Annotated in this window: 15 protein-coding genes and 1 pseudogene; 6 read left to right on the top strand and 10 right to left on the bottom strand. The window is 61.2% G+C overall.

Translation table 11 applies throughout. From position 1 onward, the window contains the following. Positions 1-98: 98 nt before the first annotated feature. On the top strand, positions 99-974 hold the full coding sequence (locus ACS5Q1_RS22605; RefSeq protein ID WP_473100285.1) for an S-methyl-5'-thioadenosine phosphorylase: 876 nt from the start codon (positions 99-101) through the stop codon (positions 972-974). Between the two features lie 3 nt (positions 975-977). Here the strand turns inward: ACS5Q1_RS22605 and ACS5Q1_RS22600 are convergent, their stop codons facing one another. Continuing rightward, positions 978-1,169, bottom strand: coding sequence for a hypothetical protein (locus ACS5Q1_RS22600; protein WP_473100284.1), 192 nt, complete (start codon positions 1,167-1,169; stop codon positions 978-980). 52 nt (positions 1,170-1,221) lie between these two features. Between ACS5Q1_RS22600 and ACS5Q1_RS22595 the strand changes: the two genes are divergently transcribed. Then, positions 1,222-1,767 carry an adenine phosphoribosyltransferase gene (locus ACS5Q1_RS22595; RefSeq protein ID WP_473100283.1) on the top strand — a complete coding sequence of 182 codons (546 nt, stop codon included), beginning with the start codon at positions 1,222-1,224 and terminating at the stop codon, positions 1,765-1,767. Between the two features lie 156 nt (positions 1,768-1,923). On the opposite strand, the gene ACS5Q1_RS22590 is transcribed toward ACS5Q1_RS22595, so the two are convergent. The 6 genes from ACS5Q1_RS22590 to ACS5Q1_RS22565 form a co-directional block, all read right to left on the bottom strand. Further along, entirely contained in the window at positions 1,924-2,934 is a 1,011-nt protein-coding gene (locus ACS5Q1_RS22590; RefSeq protein ID WP_473100282.1) for a MaoC family dehydratase, read from the bottom strand. 220 nt (positions 2,935-3,154) lie between these two features. After that, positions 3,155-6,361 carry a PQQ-dependent sugar dehydrogenase gene (locus tag ACS5Q1_RS22585; RefSeq protein ID WP_473100281.1) on the bottom strand — a complete coding sequence of 1,069 codons (3,207 nt, stop codon included), beginning with the start codon at positions 6,359-6,361 and terminating at the stop codon, positions 3,155-3,157. Between the two features lie 134 nt (positions 6,362-6,495). Next, on the bottom strand, positions 6,496-7,164 hold the full coding sequence (nfi, locus tag ACS5Q1_RS22580) for a deoxyribonuclease V (RefSeq protein ID WP_473100280.1): 669 nt from the start codon (positions 7,162-7,164) through the stop codon (positions 6,496-6,498). A 100-nt stretch (positions 7,165-7,264) separates the two neighbouring features. Further along, the gene (locus ACS5Q1_RS22575) at positions 7,265-7,780 is read right to left on the bottom strand and encodes a transposase (protein WP_473100279.1); all 516 of its coding nucleotides are present in this window, start codon (positions 7,778-7,780) and stop codon (positions 7,265-7,267) included. Further along, entirely contained in the window at positions 7,773-8,300 is a 528-nt protein-coding gene (locus tag ACS5Q1_RS22570; RefSeq protein ID WP_473100278.1) for a winged helix-turn-helix domain-containing protein, read from the bottom strand. Before ACS5Q1_RS22570 ends, ACS5Q1_RS22575 begins: the two co-directional genes overlap by 8 nt. 164 nt (positions 8,301-8,464) lie before the next feature. Then, a complete protein-coding gene (locus ACS5Q1_RS22565) occupies positions 8,465-9,772 on the bottom strand; it encodes a family 1 glycosylhydrolase (RefSeq protein WP_473100277.1) in 1,308 nt (435 codons plus the stop codon). 704 nt (positions 9,773-10,476) lie between these two features. Here ACS5Q1_RS22565 and ACS5Q1_RS22560 point away from each other — a divergent pair. Further along, complete coding sequence (locus tag ACS5Q1_RS22560) at positions 10,477-10,983, top strand: hypothetical protein (protein WP_473100276.1); 507 nt, start codon at positions 10,477-10,479, stop codon at positions 10,981-10,983. A gap of 88 nt (positions 10,984-11,071) precedes the next feature. On the opposite strand, the gene ACS5Q1_RS22555 is transcribed toward ACS5Q1_RS22560, so the two are convergent. Continuing rightward, a complete protein-coding gene (locus ACS5Q1_RS22555; RefSeq protein WP_473100275.1) occupies positions 11,072-12,259 on the bottom strand; it encodes an MFS transporter in 1,188 nt (395 codons plus the stop codon). 97 nt (positions 12,260-12,356) lie between these two features. Here ACS5Q1_RS22555 and ACS5Q1_RS22550 point away from each other — a divergent pair, with 97 nt between their 5' ends. The 3 genes and pseudogenes from ACS5Q1_RS22550 to ACS5Q1_RS22540 form a co-directional block, all read left to right on the top strand. Beyond that, complete coding sequence (locus ACS5Q1_RS22550; protein ID WP_473100274.1) at positions 12,357-13,418, top strand: glycosyltransferase family 4 protein; 1,062 nt, start codon at positions 12,357-12,359, stop codon at positions 13,416-13,418. 93 nt (positions 13,419-13,511) lie between these two features. Further along, positions 13,512-15,725 (top strand): amylo-alpha-1,6-glucosidase, encoded by a 2,214-nt coding sequence (locus ACS5Q1_RS22545; protein ID WP_473100273.1) that lies wholly within the window; start codon positions 13,512-13,514, stop codon positions 15,723-15,725. Positions 15,726-15,870: 145 nt separating this feature from the next. After that, positions 15,871-16,008 (top strand): annotated as a pseudogene (locus tag ACS5Q1_RS22540) (IS6 family transposase); the annotation flags it as partial. A 154-nt stretch (positions 16,009-16,162) separates the two neighbouring features. Here the strand turns inward: ACS5Q1_RS22540 and ACS5Q1_RS22535 are convergent. Both ACS5Q1_RS22535 and ACS5Q1_RS22530 read right to left on the bottom strand, forming a co-directional pair. Then, positions 16,163-17,665: an IS1182 family transposase gene (locus ACS5Q1_RS22535; RefSeq protein ID WP_473100272.1), complete on the bottom strand. Its 1,503-nt coding sequence runs from the start codon at positions 17,663-17,665 to the stop codon at positions 16,163-16,165. A gap of 395 nt (positions 17,666-18,060) precedes the next feature. Further along, a partial coding sequence (locus ACS5Q1_RS22530) for a BON domain-containing protein (protein WP_473100271.1) occupies positions 18,061-18,817 on the bottom strand: 757 nt, incomplete at its 5' end.

The following is an 18,817-nucleotide window of genomic DNA, read 5'->3' as shown; positions in this document are numbered from 1 at the left end:
ATCCTCAAGCGAATCCCCAAGGATGTGAGGGCCGGGCTTGGGGCGAGGCCCGCCCTCGGCTATGACAGTGGCCGGTGCCCAATCAGGCGAGGACTACAATGACGAAGGCGGTTCTAGGCATTATCGGTGGATCGGGGGTCTACGATCTGCCGGGGCTGGAGGATATGCGCGAGGCGCGCATCGATTCTCCCTGGGGAGAGCCTTCCGACATTCTGCGCATCGGGCGCATCGGCGAGACCACCATTGCCTTCCTGCCGCGCCACGGGCGCGGACACCGCCTGTCACCCTCCGACATCAACTACCGCGCCAATATCGATGTGATGAAGCGTGTGGGCGTCACCGACCTGATCTCGGTCTCCGCTGTCGGCTCGTTCAAGGACGAGTACTATCCCGGCTTCTTCGTGCTGGTGGACCAATACGTGGACCGCACCCACAAGCGCGAAACGTCTTTCTTCGGACAGGGCTGCGTCGCCCATGTGCCCATGGCGCATCCGGTCGGTCCGCTGCTGCGCCAGCGCATCGCCGATGCGGCGGTGGTCGAGAAGATCCCATTCGCCTTAGGCGGTACGCTGGTGTGCATCGAGGGGCCGCAATTCTCCACTTATGCGGAGTCGATGACCTACAAGAAGCTCGGCTACGACGTGATCGGCATGACGGCGATGCCGGAGGCCAAGCTCGCCCGCGAGGCCGAGATCACCTATGCCACCATCGCCATGGTGACCGACTATGATTGCTGGCATCCGGAGCACGACAATGTGGATGTCGCCTCCGTCGTCGCCGTTGCGCACCAGAACGCCACGAAAGTGGCCCGCCTCGTCGCTCGTGTTGCCAGGGATTTCCCGGCCGAACACGAGCCGTGCCCGGTAGGCTCCGACCGGGCGCTCGACGGTGCCGTCATGACGGCGCCATCGGCACGCGATCCGGAACTTCTGAAGAAGCTGGAGGCAGTGGCCGGCAGGGTTCTGAAGGTTTGAGAACTAGCCCGGCATCCAGCCCATATGGCCGAAGCCGAAGATCAGGCGGAAGAGCCAGCCGATAAAGGCCAGAATGAAGCTCACGATGATGGCGGCCGGGATCACCGCGAGTGAAGCCTTGACGAAGAACAGAACTAGGCTTCCAAAAGGGATGTCGATGTCGGTCAGAACGGTTCGGGAGGGTTGTTCGGCCATGGCACAGCTCCTCGAATAACCTCAACAGTTTCTACCTATGGCAGGCTCACACATGGACCAGCGTCTCGTCACCGACCTGAAAGCCGCAATTCGCTCGATCCCGGATTATCCGAAGCCCGGCATCGTGTTCCGGGACATCACGACCCTGCTCGGAGATGCGCGGGCCTTCCGGCGTTCCGTGGACGAACTGGTTCATCCCTTCGCAGGCGGCCGGGTCGACAAGGTGGCAGGCATTGAAGCGCGCGGCTTCATCCTCGGCGGCGCGGTGGCGCACCAGCTCTCGTCCGGCTTCGTGCCGATCCGCAAGAAGGGCAAGCTGCCCCACGAGACGGTGCGGATCGCCTATTCGCTGGAATACGGCGTCGACGAGATGGAGATTCACACCGATGCCATCGGTCAGGATGAGCGGGTGATCCTCGTCGATGATCTCATCGCCACCGGCGGCACGGCCGTCGCGGCGACCCGGTTGCTTCGCCAGATAGGTGCCAACATCGTCGCCGCCTGCTTCATCATCGATCTGCCCGATCTCGGCGGTGCGCAGAAGCTGCGCGACCTCGGCGTCGAGGTCCGTAGCCTCGTGAGCTTCGAGGGGCACTAAGCGTCACACTGTCATTCCGGGGCGCCGCAGGCGAGCCCGGAACCCATAAACACGACATCTCAGGAAGAGGCGAGCAGCGTCACACCTTACCTGCACCTTTAGCGGTTATGGATTCCGGGCTCCGCTACGCGGCCCCGGAATGACAGTAAGACAGATTCAAGCCCGCCGCTCCCAGAACACCATTCCGTCGAAGGCAAACACCTCTTCCCCGTGCTGGTTCGTGCCGGTGTTGTGATGAAACACCAGGCCCCAGCCGGGGCGGGAGGCCGAGGCGCGCTTGGCGGTGACGGTCGAACGATAGGTGACCGTGTCGCCCGCATAGACTGGCTTGAGCCATTTCAGGTTGGAGAAGCCGGGGGAGGGGCCAAGCCGTGCCGGCCGCTGGCCGTGGGCAAGCGCATAGGCGCGGACGCGATCGCGGTAGCCGACCATGTGCTTCATCCATACGCTCGCCGTGTGCCAGCCTGAGGCGCAGAGTGCCCCGAACAGGCTGCCTTTGGCGGCTTCAGCATCCACATGGAAGCGCTGCGGATCGAACTGCCTGGCAAAGCCGATGATGTCGTCGGGCGTAAAGGTGTAGGTGCCCAGCTCCTCGGTCTCGCCGATGACGAGATCCTCGAAATAGGGATTGGCCGAGATCGGCGGAATTTCCCGCTCAGGTGCGGAGCCGGGCAGGGCATCCGCCGCGGCCGCAAGGGCGCTGCGGCTCTCGCCCCTGAACGGTTCGGCATTCTTGGTCGCAAACATGATCCAATTGGTCTGGGTCAGGACGGTCTCGTTGGCCTGGTTCATCATGTCGAAATGGAACCGCACGAGTCCGAGCGAGGGCCTGCTCTTGGAGATGCGACTCTCCAGGACCGTCATGCGCGAGCGCAAGGTGTCGCCAGGCCGCACGGGCTTCACCCATTTCACCTCGTCGATGCCTGGTGATCCCATGGAAGAAGAATCCAGAATCAGCCCATCGGCGAGCAGGCGCATGTTGAGGCTGCAGCTATGCCAGCCCGAGGCGATCAGGGTGCCGATGAAGCTGTCCTTGGCGGCGATCTCGTCCACGTGGAAGGGCTGCGGATCATATTCCTGCGCGAAGGCCAGGATATCGTCCTTCGAGACGGTGAGAGGGCCAAAAGTCTTGGTCAGGCCCGGAGGAAGATCTTCGAACGTGCGCATGAGCAATCCCCTGTTGGGGCCTGCCGTAGAGCATCGGACCCAAAAGTGGAAGCCACTTTTGGGGTTGATCCGATGCTCAATCCCTCAAGCAGCGCATCGTTCGGTGCGAAAAACCGGATCCACTTTTTCGTTCGATGCGCTGGCACAACGGGCCTCCCGAGGGGAGGCCCGCTGCCGCAATCGTGGTTTGTGTTCAGTGCTGTCCTTGCTCAGCAGTCGATTAGAGCACGAACCAGCTCTTCTGCAGGTCGATGGCGCCTTTCAGCTTGATCACCGCTTCGGCTGCCTTGTCGCTGTCGGTGTTGAGATAGACGTAAGTTTCCTTCTTCGTCTTCTCGTAGCGCACCTGACCCGTCTTGGTGAAAGCCTTCTCGCCGATGAACGAGAACTTCTGGTCGCCACGCTTCTTGGTGTCCGCATCAACCAGCTTGAGATCGATGCGGTCGCCGCTGCGGCCCGAGAAGTCAGTGATGTAATCGGCCTTGGTCTTGGATGACCCCGTCTCCCTGTCGTCGAAGACGAACATGTCCCGACCTGAGCTGCCGGTGAGGGAATCCTGGCCCAGGCCGCCGAGAAGGCGATCATTGCCTGTGCCGCCATTCAGCAGGTCGGCGTCGTTCCCCCCTTCGAGCGAATCGTTACCGGTGTCGCCGTAGAGACGGTCCTTGCCAGCGCTCCCGATGAGAGTGTCGTTCTCGGAACCACCCATCAAGGTGTCGTTGCCGAGGCCTGCATCGACGCGGTCGCTCCCTGCGAGACCCTTGAAGGAATCGTTGCCGTTGCCTCCCTTCATCACGTCGGCTCCGGCACTCCCGGTCGCCTCTTCATCGGGATCGTCCTGAACACGAATGATGAAGCTTTTGGTGGTGCTTTCGCCATGAGGATCCGTGGCCTTCACGGTGATCGTATGCTGGACGTCCTGTTCGTAATCGAGCCTGACGCCATCCGCCACGAGGAGATTGCCGGTCGCGTCGAGCGAGAACCGGCCACTAGCGCTGTCGACAAGTGTGAGTTGATGCGTGCCACCGTCATCATCCTGAACGGAGATTTTGCCGACAGGCTGCCCTGTCCTGCTGTTTTCCGCCACCGCATCGCTATCAAGTGAAAGACCCTTCGGTGCGACGTTGAGCAATCCCTCACGGCTCACCCTGCGATCGGCAAACTGGAAGATCTCCATGTTGAAGATCCGGTCCGCTCCATCTCGACCGGATTGCGTGTCGGTAACGGTCACAGAGCCGTCGGCATTCCGTTCGACGGTGTAGTCGGCGCGGTTGCCTGTAAAGATAACCGTATCGTCACCGCCGCCGCCGCCGTCGAGCCGGTTGTTGCCGCTGTTGCCGTGGAGGGTGTTGGCGATGTTGTTGCCGGTCAGATCAATGTTGCCGGCGTCGGCTTTGAGCTTGAGGATCTCCACGTCGACGCCGTCGGCGAGGTCGTAGGTGTCGCTTGCAATCAATGTGTCGGTGCCGTTGCCTGCGGCTTCGACGATCTCGTCTTCGGCGTTGTCGACCGTATACGTATCGTTGCCGTCGCCGCCCTGCAGCGTATCGGCACCCGACGCGCCGTCGAGAGCATTCGCCTGATCGTTGCCGGAGATGATGTTGGCCAGATCATTCCCGGTGCCGGTTACGGCGTTGTCGAGCAGAACCAAGTTCTCCAGGTCTTCGCCGAGAGCGTAGTTGATCGTGGATTCGACCGTATCGGTTCCCTCGCCCTCATCCTCGTCGATCATGTCGTCCGCGCGGTCCACGACATAGGTGTCGTCGCCGTCAAAACCTTCCATCCTGTCCGCGCCGCCCCTGCCGTCGAGTCGGTTGGAGCCGGCATTTCCGTAAATCTCCTGCGCAAACTCGTTTCCGGTTAGGTGGAGTTCATCCTCGCTCTCTTCATCCTTCACCTGGAGGATCTCGACGGCTTGGCCGGCCTGTAGCGTGAACGATGTGAGAGCCTGAACGATATCGTGCCCATTGTTGGCGGCCTCGACGACCGTGTCGACGCTGTCGACATGATAGATATCGTCGCCAGCACCACCAGTGAGCGTATCTGCACCATCGTCGCCATAAAGATCATCATCATCATCTGCATCGCCATACAGATGATCATCGTCATCGCCGCCATGAATGATGTCGTTGCCGCCGCCGCCGTAGATGGTGTCGTTGCCGCCAGCGCCGTTCAGGGTGTCGCCTAAGTCTGACCCGCCGCCGCCTGCATCGAGGCGGAACACCTCGCCACCGATGTCGACCACATAAAGGTTGCCGTTTCTGTCGGTGCCGAAGGAGGCGATGTTCCCGATCGTGCCGGCGCTCGGAACGATCATAGCGGTGATGTCCGCTTTCACCCAGCCGGAGCTAGTTTGTTCGAGGGTCCAGATCCGGCCGCTGCCGAAGTCACCGAAAACGTACTTGCCCTGCAAGGCGGCGATGGGGCCGGTGTAGACGTATCCGCCAGTAACCGACGAACCAATGCCCTCGTCGTGAAAATAGGTATGGATCGCGTCCGTGTAGCCGTCGTTGGTTTCAGGGGTCGGTCCGTCGCCCGGATTGCTGCCGTTGCCGTCGCGACCCCAGCCATAGTTCGCGCCGGGGATCACAAGATTGATCTCTTCCGCCGTATCCGCGCCGACATCGCCTACAAAGAGCCGGCCGTCGGGTCCGAAGCTGGCGCGCCACGGGTTGCGGAAGCCGATGGCGTAGACCTCGGACGGCTGCGCCAGGTCGAGCGCATTGTCGAAGATCATCGGATTGTCCGGCGGGATGGCGAAGTTCTTCTTGGGGGCGTCCGGATAGGCGTCCGGCTTGCTGCTGTCCACGTCGAGCCGCAGGATCTTGCCCAGGAGGCTGGTCGGATTTTGCGCATTCCAATTCTGATCGCCGTCGCCCATCGCCGCGTAGAGATACCCATCCGTCGGGCTGAAGCCGATCCAGCCGGCCCGATGATTGCCCGAGCCCTCGGTATATTCGGTCGTCTCAAGAATGACTTTGTAGTCGTTGGGATCGAGTACGTTCGGCGAACTCGGATCGACAGTGTATTCCCGGATCTGCGACTCGTTGTGTCGTGGATCGCTGCCATCCTCTCCCTTGAGCGACAGGAACACGTACACTTTGCCATTGTTGGCAAAATCCGGATGGAACGTGAAGCCGAGGAGACCAACTTCGCCGGCTGTCGAGACCTGGTCCCTTACATCTAGAAACGACGTTGCAGCAATCGTCCCGTCCGCGCCGACGACCTGAACGGTCCCTTGCTTACCGACGATGAAGAGGCGGCCTGAATTGTCCGGGGCACCGGTGACGAAGAGCGGCTGGGTCAGACCCGACGCGATGCGCGTGCCAATGATTTCGGACGCATTGGGATCATAACCATAGATCGTATCTGCATCAGAGGTGCCATTGCGGGTGTCCGCTCCGGAAGTGCCATAAATAATCGCCATAACAATTGCCCAGCATTGAAGGAATGTGCTGCTCTAATCTCTTGCGGAGGGGCCTTTGCGCGGCAACTCTCTGAACGGAGAGGTTTCTTGACGAAACGTCAGGTTTTTACTCGGAGTGCGACAGTTGGCAGCGTTCAGAGCAGAAACTGACCTGCCGCGTTGTGCGCCAGCCGGATCGGCTCGGGCAGGCGGTATTTCGGCGAGCAGCGCAGGACGAGTTCGGCGGCGCTCGGGATGTCGGCAAGGTGGCCGGGGGAGATGAACATTGGGTTCTTGGCGGTGCGAGTACGAAGCGCCACGCCGATGATCTCCTTGCGGTCGGTGAGCGGGGCGGCGGAGCCTTTCTCTTCGCCGAGATCCTTGTAACGCCCGCACAGAAGCGTCTTGCCGCAGCCGATGGTCGGGCGCTGCAGCCACAGGCCCATATGGCTGGCGATGCCGATGCGGCGAGGGTGCGCGATGCCCATGCCGTCGAAGAGGAAGACATCCGGTTCGGATTTCAGTTTCTCGAATGCCTCTTCGAGAACCGGGCCTTCGCGAAAGCTCAAAAGACCCGGAACATACGGAAAAGGGGTAGGGCGCTGCGCCAGCACGGTCTCCACCGGCAGAAAGCCCGGATAGGTGACCACCACGATCGCCGCCTGCGACTGCTCGTTCTTCACGCTCACATCGACGCCGGCCACGAGTTGCACCGCATCGAGATCGATAGGCCGGTCCGACACGACCTCCGCTCGAAGCTGCTGCTGCAGGGCAATAGCCTCGGTCGGGGTAAGATTCCAGTCGTGGCGATGGTGAAGTTGCATGGCCGACATTGAAGATGACAAGGCTTCAACGCTCAAGGTTCAGGAACGATCCGCTTTGATCTGGATCATCCCCGAAGGGACAATTCGCCTTTAATGATCTTCACGGAAGACCTGCAACAGAGAGACCTGCATGCCGAAAGAAGCTGACGATCATTTCGGGTTGACGTTGCAAGCGACAGAATTCACGGCGGGCCAGGCGGTGCAGATCGGCGACTGATCCAGGTAGCGCGTTCGCCATGGCGCACTTGACGAGGGCATTGCATTGTTCCTCCGGATTGAGCTCTGGTGCATAGGCCGGCAGATGGGCCACCGCATAGTCCTGCGGGTGGGCCGCGATGAAGGCGGTGGTTGCTCGCGAGCGGTGGGCGTTGAGCCGATCCCAGACCACCAGCAGCGGTGTGCCGACCTTTCGCCGGAAGAAGCGCAGGGCCAGGATGACACAGCGGCTTGAGACGCTGGTGCGGAAGTGGCGGGCATACAGCCGCCCGTCAGGCGTGATCGCCACGATGCTCGACACCTCGCGCCGCTTGCTCACCCGCCGCAGCACCGGGGTCAGCCCGCGCCGCGCCCAGGTCGTGGCCGGCCGGATCCGGAAGCTGTGGCCGGTCTCATCCACGAGCAGGAGGGTCCGGCGCTTCCGCCGCGCCTTTTTTTTTGAGCGCCACCCACTCGCGTTTGGGCCAGACCGCAATCACGAGTTCGTCGCGCTCCTTGGCCCGGGTGGCCGGACGCTGCACGCTGAAGCCGTGCGCCTTGAGCGGCCGCTCCAGATAGCGCGGATGATAGTGAACCCCGAACTCGCGCGCGATCAGGGCTGCGATGCGCTGGAGGCTCCAGCGCTCGGTGGCAAAGCCCGCCGCGATGGCGCCCCGGTCCAGCAGCCGCCCAAGGCGGGTCCAGGCTTTCTCATCCAGGCGGGGAAGCTGTCCTGGAATGGGGCAAGCCTCCCGGCCGTGCAGGCCCTCTTGGGCGAGGGTTGCCGCCCAGCGGCAGACACTGGCGCGGCAGACCCCAAGTTTCCGGGCGATCTCGGCCTGGGAGACCCGTCCCTGGTGCAACAGCGTCGCGCCTGCCAGACGCCGCTCCTCCATCTGCTCGGATGTCAAATGCGTCGGGCGCCAAAAGTCGTCATCCATCGCGCACCTCCTCACGAGGGTCGACATCGCCCTATGTTACACCATCTTCGTGAAGATCATTAGCATACAGTTGCTTGATTGAGGCTGCGATGATGATCTTCGCGCCCTCCTGGCCAAGGCGCCTCACCGTCGCGAGACGGTGGCGACCCTGTCATGCCATCGCGTCATGCTGCGACCGAGGGTTCGGCGGGAGTTGTCTTGCCAATTCTCCGAGCGCCCTCGCGCTGACGTTCGGCCATCGGCTCGTGATACCCGTGCGGCGGAATGACCGGCACGCGGAGGCAAACGCTCTGCGCCGGCAGGACCTCGCACCAGTCCTTGATCATCTGCTTGTACGTTCGTCCAACCGCTCGGATGTTGCGGTCAAGATCGTAGAGGCCGAGCGGATTGACGGTGCCCCGCTCCTCGCGAAGCCCAACATCCCAATCGACTTGATCGGTCAGGGAGTACCAGGTGAAGCCGACGATCGGCACGCCAGTGTTCCGGACCCGCAGAACGTTGGCCCATTCCTTCCAGAGCCACTGGACGGCCTCATCCCCGAGCGCGCCCTCGCTCAAATTGGTCTCAGTGTGCATGACCGGGAGCCTGTAGCGGTCGTAGTACTGCTGCGTGATCTCGTCATACCCGAACACTTCGCCGGCGGCGGAGGTGCCGCCATCGGCCGCGACGACATGCTCATTCGTCACATAATAGTCATTGCCCATGATGCAGTGGCGCTTCAGGTTCCTGTCCATGAAGAAGCAATACTCGTCACGCGACATGCCGTTATCGAGAAGGTAAAAGAGCATGTCCGAGTCAACGCGGCGCCCGTAGTTGAGATCGAGCGACAGAAAGCGTCGGGCATTGAGGAACTCGGCGGGCCTGATCGCCGCCGGGGACTCGGGATGGAAATGTTCCGAGGACTCGCTCTGAACGAAGATAGCGTCGGGGCGAACCACAAGGATCTCAGCCATCGCGAGAACATTCGCCTTGACGATGTGCTTCAACGCCGTAACGAACGCCCGATCACTCGAGAGCTGTTCGTTCCACCAGCCATAGGCAGCGGAGAAGGTGGCGCAGATGAACATCTCGTTGACCGGCGTGTAGAGCTGAACCCATGGGAAACGCTCACTGAAGGCGCGCGCATATCCCGCGAACAGTTCCGGGAAATCCGGATTCTGAAAGTTGCCGATCCAGTCGGGCACGCCAAAATGGCAGAGATCGACGATTGGGACAACATTGCGTGCGTAAAGCTCGCCGAACGTCTGGTTGGCGAAGCCCCAGTCGTATTGGCCCTCGCCGAGCCACGTTCGGTGGATCGGCGGACCGTAGCGCAGGTAGCGGATGTTGAGGTCGTTTAAGAGGTCGAAATCAGTGCGCCAGTGCTCGTAATGGCCGCACTTTTCCATTTCGTCGACCCGTGTGCGGCCGCCATTGATGGTGGGATAGCTGTTCTCGATTCCCGTTGCAAACATGAAGATCGGGGTCGTCATCGCACACTCTTCGACAGATGCCAGGAGATCTTTCTGGAGCGGTCGGGGCAAGCTTGACGATTTGGCAGCCGTCGCGCCCATGCTGGTCGCGAAGGATGCTGCGAACTGCTCCGCCTGTCGAACGCGCGAACGACCCTCAGCGGGAACTCCTGTGCCAACAACGCCATAATGGCAAACAGGTTCAAAGCAAACAAGGCGACTGCGCAGCTGACGCGCGCAGCCTGGGAATGTCCTTGCATCGAGGATGCATGTGGGATCTGTTGCAAACTTGCTTCCCACGTGTCGGTTGCACCTGAATCTCGAAGGCCCATGAAAAATCGCCGACTTAAAGAGCATGCCACGGCGCCAAAACAGCGCCTGAATTGGACATGCTCGAAGTTTGCACCAGATCTTGGGGCGATCTCATGCCCTTCCCGCTGCCCGCTTCCGATCACGGCCAGGTTAACCGGACGATGCCGCTCCAAATATCAGGCTGGGCAGCAGGTGTTGTCATGGTGCAGGTCAGCCGACGCAGGAATGAGACGCGCGGTTCGGCAGTCACAGGGTGCATCATTGACATCTCTTGCTGCCTCACGGTGTTGGCAGAGGCGCCGACCACATCGAAAATCGATGGCGCTAACGGAGGTGGCTTGGTTCCTTCCTGATTGACAGGCATAGCCCTCGAGGATCACCCTTCCTGAGGGAGGACTACCCGGATGGCCGCCATGGACAGTTTCGATCACATCCTGAACTGGAAGCTGAAACGAGGCTCACACATGTTCCCCAGCCAGGATGGGGGAACCTGCATCAACGAGGCGGCCATTGTCGCGGCCGACTTCCCGTACCAGCCCGTCTATGCCGTCGAGGACATGCCAGACTGCTTCTCGCGCCCGATCTGCGCGCTGACGATGCAACTGAACGATGAAGCCGGCGACGAGGAGCGGCAGCTGCTGCTTCCCTTTGTCACCCGACTGGCCTGTGCTGATACGGCAGAGGTTGAGCAGCAGCGGAAAGTCTATATCGCCTCGCGTCTGAGATACTGTCGCTCGTTCCGGGAGGGGATTGATATCCTCGAAGGTGCGCTGGCCATGGGCCGCCGGGCGGACGAGCTTGCGTCGGAGCAGGTCGCAACCAGGCTGGATGCTGTGCAACGGCGCGCAGCGACGGCCGCGTCGGTATCCACCCTTCCTGCGCTCTTTCACATCGGAATCGGGTTTGCTCCTGTTCTTTAAGAGCGACGCCGGGCTTGGTTCGACCAGCAAGATAGAGCTAATGGGGTTTGTCGCAAACATTTTGTTTCAGAATGATGCATGGAAGGCTTTAGTGTGGCCGGGTCTCTGGCATTGCAACCAGCACCAGAACGAGCGGGATGAAGGCCACTCCAGCCAACATCAGAAACGCCGCCTCATAGCCGGCCCAGGTCACGGCCAATCCTCCTACCGCTTGGCTGAGGGAGCCGCCAATTCCCTGGACAGTGCCAACAAGGCCGCGAGCCACATTGTACCGCCCTGTGTCACGCATGAGGTCAGCTAGGATAAGGGGCAGGAGGGCGTCGAACAGGCCAATCCCGATGCCATCAAGCACCTGAACTGCAATCAACCAAGCCGCATTTCCAGAAAGCGTGAAGAGAATACCACGCAGCACCAAGGCGGCGATGGCAATCAGCAGAAGTGGTTTGCGCCCGGTCCGATCGGCACGCGCCACGAGCAACGAGACCGGGACCATCACGAGTTGCCCCACAATAATCGCGCCTGAGGTGAGCGCCGCTTCCTGGCCTGGATGACCGAGCGCGAGCTTCTGGCTGACCAGGGGGAGCATTGCCGCATTGGCTAGATGAAAGAGCGCCGCCACCCCAGCAAGGACCAGGAGGGATTTGTCCGTCAGGAGCGTGCCCCAGCGACTAGGTTGGTGTTGACGAACTGTCATCGAGGACACCCAACCGCGGGCACGCTGATGATCGATCGCGTGGCGTGGGATCGAGAGCACAATCCACACCGTCCACACGCCGAAGAAGGGGACCAGGTAAAACACAGCACGCTGCCCCCAAACCGTACCAACAGCGGCCGCCACGGCAGCGATAAACAGGTTTCCGGCCCGATCGAAGGCAGCATTGCGCCCGAGGCGGGCCGCTAATTTGTCTCGGTTGACGAGGCCCAGAGTGATCGCCGCGACGACTGGTGCAAAGACGGCGCCCAGAATTGCCATTGTGACATCGGCCGCGAACACAATGGGGACAATCGGGCGCCATGCAATAGCGATCGCGCAGGCCGAGAGGGCAACGACGCCCACCACGATAAGGCCGCGCTTGACCTGCGTTGCGTCGATCAGGGCTCCGATGGGAGCGTGCATAGAGATCCCGATCAAGCCGCTGATCGTCAGGACCAGGCCGATTGTTGCTTGGTCCCACCCTGCCTCCGTGAGCAGGAACACGCTGACATAAGGTCCCAGCCCGCCTCTCACATCGGCCAGCAGGAAGTTCAGCCAATCCAGCGCCGCATGATGGGACATGCTCACAGCTTAACAGGCGCACATAGGCTTGGAACCCCCCCTCACTAACATGGGTTAACCTCGGTTACCCAACGGCTGAATCGCTAGAGACATTTTGATGCGGATTGCGCAGGTTGCCCCATTGGCCGAGGCCGTTCCGCCCAAGCTTTACGGCGGCACTGAGCGGGTGGTCTCCTGGCTCACTGAGGAGCTGATGCGTCAGGGCCATGACGTCACCTTGTTCGCCAGCGGCGATTCAACAACGTCCGCAAAGCTCGTGCCCTGCGTTCCGAAAGGGCTCAGACTTGCCGGCATTCGCGATCACATCGCCAGCCATCTCGTTATGCTGAACGAGGTCCGCTCCCGGGCCGATCAGTTCGACATCATCCATTTCCATGTTGACCTGCTGCAACATGTGCTCTTCCGCGACCTGGCTCATAAGTGCCTGACAACCTTGCATGGCAGGCTCGACCTGCCCGACTTCATGCCCGTGTACCAAACCTTCCAAGAAATGCCGTTGGTGTCGATCTCTGACAGCCAGCGCACGCCGATGCCTCCTCATGTGAACTGGCTCGCAACGGTTCACCATGGCTTGCCCCCGAGTGTCTGTCCCTTCAACAAACGAGGAGGGGATTATCTTGCATTTCTTGGTCGCATCGCACCGGAAAAGCGTCCTGATCGCGCCGTTGAGATTGCCAAACGAGCTAGCATTCCATTGAAGATCGCTGCAAAGGTCGATCCGACCGATCAGACATATTTCGACGAGGTCATCGAACCGCTGCTCGATCACCCGCTGATCGAGTTCGTGGGGGAGATCGATGAGGAAGCCAAGTGCGACTTTCTCGAGCATGCCTTGGCGCTGCTGTTCCCGATTGATTGGCCCGAGCCATTTGGTCTGGTGATGATCGAGGCCATGTCGGCCGGGACGCCTGTGATCGCCTTCCGCAACGGCTCAGTTCCTGAGGTTGTGGCTGATGGAATCACTGGCTTCATCGTCGAGACAATGGATGAGGCTGTCACGGCCGCTCGTCAGGTTGAGAGCCTGAGTCGAGCGGGTGTGCGGGAGGTCTTCGAGTGCCGCTTCACGGTGGCTCGCATGGCGAGAGACTATGTCCATGCTTACGAAAGTCTGCTGACAAGAGGTGGCACTGATCAGCGGCATCTTGTTGCAGCGGAGTAATCAAGCGATCACTTCCCGGCACCATGAGCGTATGGCTAAGCCGACCATGGCACAATCGAGCCTATATAGAATATCAACTACGAGGAAATTGGCATGAGCGAACGCGTCATGGGACCGGCCTCGGACCATCCAGAACCTTCTCCGGAGCAGCTTTCGGACCACTACATTGAGGCCCAAACCTCCCTAGTCGAACGGAGTTTGCGAACGCTGAAGACGGGCGATGCCTTCGCAGTGCTCGATACCCATGGCGACTGCGGCACCGTGCCGGATAGTCCGGAGGGCCTGTTCTTCCAGGATACCCGTTACCTGTCACGGTTTGAGATGCGGTTTGAGGGCAAGCGGCCCCTGCTGCTAGGCTCAGTCATTCAGGACGATAATGCCGCGCTCACCGTTGACCTGACGAACCCCGACATCAGGCCGGGGGAGGACACCGCGCTGCCGCGGGACATCATCGCACTCAATCGCACCAAGTTCCTTTGGAAGGGGGTTCTCTACGAGCGAATTGGCCTGCGCAACTATGACGCTCACCGGCGGGTCTTCCGCCTCGAATGTCGGTTCGACGCTGATTTCTACGACCTGTTCGAGGTCCGGGGTATGCAGCGGGATCATCGCGGTCATCATTCGATCAAGACCGTGGCTCCCGACCGGGTCGTGTTCAGCTACGAGGGGCTCGACGGGATCGTCCGCCAGTCCATGCTGCACTTCGAGCCGTGGCCGACTCGTCTTGAGGCGAAGCGGGTCATTTACGAGATGGCGCTGGAGCCGGATGAGCGCCGCTCGATCCTGATCACGGTGGCATGTGAGGAGCAGAAATCCGGGGAGGCCTTTAGTCCCGAGGTGCCGAATTTCCTCAAGGCCTACCGGGACACCCGTCGAGCCTTGCGGGCGACGACACGGGAGATCGCGAAGGTCAGGACCTCGAACCACCTGTTCAACGAGGTCATCGCCCGCTCCGCATCCGATATGTACATGCTGGTGACACCCACCGAACGCGGCCTGTATCCTTATGCCGGCATTCCCTGGTACAGCACGGTTTTTGGTCGTGACGGCATCATCACCGCAATGATGCTTCTGTGGGCAGACCCATCCATTGCCAAAGGCGTGCTGCGCTACCTAGCTGAGATGCAGGCTACCGACGTCGATCCTGCCGCCGATGCTCAGCCCGGCAAGATTTTGCACGAGCGCCGCCTGGGCGAGATGGCTCGACTCGGCGAGGTCCCGTTCCGGCGCTACTACGGCACTGTCGACGCAACACCCCTTTTCGTTATGCTGGCGGGCCAATACTACGAGCGCACCGGTGACCGGGAGACCATCGAGGCAGTCTGGCCGAATATCGAAGCGGCCTTGCGCTGGTGCGATGAGTACGGTGATCGCGACGGCGATGGCTTTGTCGAGTATCACCGGGAAACGGAACAGGGGCTGGCGAACCAGGGCTGGAAGGACAGCCACGATTCCATCTTCCACGCGGATGGCTCGGGAGCCGAAGGCCCGATCGCCCTGTGCGAGGTACAGGCATACGTCTTCGCGGCCAAGCAGGCTGCCGGGCGGCTGGCGACGGCACTCGGTCAAGCAGATATCAGCACCCGGCTTGCCAAGGAAGCCATCAACCTTCGGGAGAGATTCGAGGCAGCATTCTGGTGTGAGGATATCGGCACCTACGCCTTGGCACTCGACGGAGCCAAGCGGCCCTGCCGTGTACGCGCATCCAACGCCGGGCATGCCTTGTTTGCCGGTATTGCTGCACCGGAGCGGGCCCGCCGTGTTGCTAGGACGTTGATGAGCCCCGACTCTTTCAGCGGCTGGGGCATCCGCACACTCGCGCGGGGTGAAGCGCGGTACAATCCTATGTCGTATCACAACGGCTCAATCTGGCCCCATGACAACGGGATGATTGCGCTCGGCATGGCGCAATATGGCCTGAAGCATGAGGCGGCGCAGGTTTTCCGGGCCTTGTTCGAGGTCGCAAGCTATCAGGAATTGCGCCGCTTGCCCGAACTGTTCTGCGGCTTTACGCGCCGGCGCCACCGGGGGCCAACAGCCTACCCGGTTGCCTGCTCACCGCAGGCGTGGGCCGCCGCGACACCGTTCGCGCTTCTTGGGTCGAGCTTGGGACTGGAACTCGATCACGAGGGGAATGCTGTTCGCTTCAACGATCCAATCTTGCCAAGCTTCCTGGACGAGGTCTTGATCCACGAGCTCCGCGTGAATGCCTCAACGTTTGATCTAAGACTGCATCGGTATGGACGGGATGTGTCGCTGAATGTCCTAAAGCGCGCGGGCGATGCCCGCATTTTGCTTGCGAAGTAGTGCAGGCCCTGGTTTGAGCGCTAGAGCTCCGCACATGCTTTTCTGGGACGGCAGGGAATGAAGAATACCGTGCGCGACGGAAGTGTCGCAAACCTGTAGGTAACTCCGTTCGGTATACATCTCCGGTTATCTCCCGAGGTGCATGATGTTCAAAGGCCGCCATTTCGATCGCTCAGTGATCCTGCTCTGCGTGCGGTGGTACCTGGCTTACAGCTTGAGCCTCCGGAATCTCGAAGAGATGATGGCCGAGCGAGGGATTTCGGTTGACCACGCGACGATCCACGACCTGTGAGAAAATCCCTTCGGCAGACCAGTTCGCATCCCTTCACACGCCGTTCTCCCATGACGCCGAAGCGAGCGGACGAGCAGCCATCACGCCGGAGATATATTCCGTAAAGGGCACAGCCCGGGCCTCAATACCTGCCGCTTCACCTTCTTCAGGCTGTGCATGCTCCGAGGTGCGGCCGCCAGCGCAAGCGGATCCACTGCTGGACGTTGTAGGTCAACACCGCCCAGAGTGCCTCGGTGCTAACCTTCTTCAGCCCGCGCACGTGAAAGCGGCGGAGATCAAGCTTCTCCTTCAGCCACGCATTGACAAACTCCGCCACGCGTCCGCGTTCGCGCAGCACGGCCCGTGTTTCTGGGCTTGCTTGACGAACCCGGAAAGCGCTCACCACCGGATCCTCGTGCGTGACAACGATTGAACGCCCATACGTACGATTGCCCGAGCAGCACTGGCGGCGGCTGCGACAGACCCGACAATCGGTTTTGCTGGCCTGGTAGCGCACCAGCCGTCGTCCGGGTCGTGCATCATGACCGTACCGGGCCGACAGACGCTTGCCTTCCGGGCAGATGTACGTGTCAGAGGCGGCATCATACTGGAACTTGTCGGGCAGGAAGGCATCCGTCACGCCAACACGCGCAAACCGCTGTTGGACACGGCCATCCGTCTCGACCCAGGGACCCACCAGCTCGATATTCCTCTCGTGCGCCACCAGAATGTTCTCGCGGCTGGTATAACCGGCATCCACCACTAACTGGTCAGGCGTCTGGCCCAGCCGCTCCTCGATCTGTGTCACCGCCGGGACAAGGTACTCGTAATCAGGAGCCGCTTGCCCCACATCCAAGCCGATCGCAATGCCATGGGCTGCGTCAGTCGAGATCTGGACGTTGTAGCTCAAGGCGTAGTGACCATCACCGTGGCGCATGATCCGTGCGTCCGGATCGGTTGCGTTGACCCCGGTCTGCCGCTGCCTGGCGCGAGCATAGCCCGGGCGCTTGGCCTGGCTGATCTGCTGGACATTGACCAAGGCCTGCTCGAGCCGCTCAACCCGCTCCCGTCGGGCTCGCTCGCGGGCGGCGGCTTGCCAGGGTGTTTCCTCCTCACGGCGCGGATCTCCCATGGCCGCAACATGCTCCCGAGCCGCCGCCAGATGCTTCCTGATCTGCTCCTCTTGCTTGAACGAGCCCGGACCCGCCTGGGCGGTGATCTTCGTGCCGTCGTGCATGACGGTCTTCAGGGTCATCAGCCCCTCCGCACTCAAGATCCCGAGAACCTGCGTGAAGACCTCGTCCAACGCGTCATGGTGGGCCAAGCGAAAGTCGGACAGGGTGTGATGATTGACGATCAGCAGCCCCGTCAGCCAGCGAAAGCCGGGATCGTGCTCGCAGCGGCGCTCCACCTCGCGCGCCGAACCGATGCCGCGGCTATAGGCGTAGATCCATAAGCTCACCAAAAGCTGAGGATCGTAGGCGGGTCGCCCGGCTCCACCTTCAAGAGAGCCGATCGTGGATGCAAACGCTGACAGATCAAGCCGGCTCACCAACTCCCAAATGGCCCGAACGGGATGGTCTTCATCCACTAATCGCTCGACATCGAGCATGGTCCAACACAGCTGCCGGCGATCCGCGCGCACCAAGCGAACACGCTTGACCGGCATCGCAACCACCTCGCTCGAACAGTGCGGATTGCCAGGGCCCATCGCCGAGCTCCCAAAGTTAACTCTGCTATTCTAGCACAATCTAGCTGTAGAGGATTTTCTCACAGGTCGTCCACAGGTGGGTTGTCCTGCCAACACCAACGCCGCTGATCATTGCCAGTCCCGTGCTCGAGCCTTCCAGGTCTGAGCTGAGGTGACTGGCGTTGCATTGGGCTTCTGATCCGCTCCCCCTAGTGAGCCGCTTTGCCTTCAGCTCATTAAATTGACGGTACCCTCGAGGCTGCAAAGCTGCGGAAGAGCTATCGAGCAGCCTGACAACACCCGTCATTGCCAGACTGCTCTAACACTCACAGCAGTGCCTTGTAGTCAGCTAGGACGCCGCGTTGCTGTATCTTTTATGCGCCAACTTTACGCCCGCTGGAGCCTGTGCCCTGGTTGGCAGACCCAGCCGCAGCGGTGCCAGTCGTCGCAGACGCAGATCCCATTGTGCCAGACGATTGCTGGACGCGGATGTTGTTCTGGACGTGCTTGACGCCCGACACCTGCTCCGCGATGTCCTCCGCCCGCCGCTTGGCGTCACGGGAGTCCACCGTCCCTGACAAGGTCACCTCGCACGACGACACCGCGACCTCAATCTCAGAGGCATCAACATGCGGATCGTCGCTGAGACGATCGTTCACGTCCTCGCGGATGCGGTCGTCCGAGCGGGTATAGCCTTTCGGCCCGCGGCCGCGATGCTGACCGCTGCGCTGCTCATCCACGCGGCGCCGACGCTCGGCATCATCATCACCGAACCAGGACGAGACCTCATCGCTCGCACGATCCCAGAGCCCACGCTCCCCTCCGCCACGTTGTCCGTAATCACCGGACCGCCCCCCGTATTCCTGACGGTATCCTTGATCGGCGCCATAGTTGCCGCGGGAGTAGTCATTCCCACCAAAGCCACCTTGAGAGCCTCCGCCGCGGTAGTCGCGGCCAAAGCCCTGTCCATAGTCCCGGCCAGCACCGCCACCGAAGTCGCGGCCACTGCCATATCCACCGCCGGGTTGGCCTTCACGGCCGCCGCTCCATCCGCCGCGGGAGCTGCCATAATCTTTGCCACCCCGGCCGAAGTCTTCGCGGCCCTGATCGCGCCAGCGGTCGCGCTCGCCG

The organism is Microvirga sp. GN3 (assembly GCF_055792825.1).
This window is presented reverse-complemented; position numbering and strand designations above follow the sequence as displayed.

Bases quoted from the DNA above. Each gene is read 5' to 3' on its own strand.
- ACS5Q1_RS22605 (WP_473100285.1), top strand. From the start codon at position 99: ATGACGAAGGCGGTTCTAGGCATTATCGGTGGATCGGGGGTCTACGAT.
- ACS5Q1_RS22600 (WP_473100284.1), bottom strand. From the start codon at position 1,169: ATGGCCGAACAACCCTCCCGAACCGTTCTGACCGACATCGACATCCCT.
- ACS5Q1_RS22555 (WP_473100275.1), bottom strand. From the start codon at position 12,259: ATGTCCCATCATGCGGCGCTGGATTGGCTGAACTTCCTGCTGGCCGAT.
- nfi (WP_473100280.1), bottom strand. From the start codon at position 7,164: ATGCAACTTCACCATCGCCACGACTGGAATCTTACCCCGACCGAGGCT.
- ACS5Q1_RS22550 (WP_473100274.1), top strand. From the start codon at position 12,357: ATGCGGATTGCGCAGGTTGCCCCATTGGCCGAGGCCGTTCCGCCCAAG.
- ACS5Q1_RS22560 (WP_473100276.1), top strand. From the start codon at position 10,477: ATGGACAGTTTCGATCACATCCTGAACTGGAAGCTGAAACGAGGCTCA.
- ACS5Q1_RS22565 (WP_473100277.1), bottom strand. From the start codon at position 9,772: ATGACGACCCCGATCTTCATGTTTGCAACGGGAATCGAGAACAGCTAT.
- ACS5Q1_RS22570 (WP_473100278.1), bottom strand. From the start codon at position 8,300: ATGGATGACGACTTTTGGCGCCCGACGCATTTGACATCCGAGCAGATG.
- ACS5Q1_RS22595 (WP_473100283.1), top strand. From the start codon at position 1,222: ATGGACCAGCGTCTCGTCACCGACCTGAAAGCCGCAATTCGCTCGATC.
- ACS5Q1_RS22590 (WP_473100282.1), bottom strand. From the start codon at position 2,934: ATGCGCACGTTCGAAGATCTTCCTCCGGGCCTGACCAAGACTTTTGGC.
- ACS5Q1_RS22585 (WP_473100281.1), bottom strand. From the start codon at position 6,361: ATGGCGATTATTTATGGCACTTCCGGAGCGGACACCCGCAATGGCACC.
- ACS5Q1_RS22535 (WP_473100272.1), bottom strand. From the start codon at position 17,665: ATGCCGGTCAAGCGTGTTCGCTTGGTGCGCGCGGATCGCCGGCAGCTG.
- ACS5Q1_RS22545 (WP_473100273.1), top strand. From the start codon at position 13,512: ATGAGCGAACGCGTCATGGGACCGGCCTCGGACCATCCAGAACCTTCT.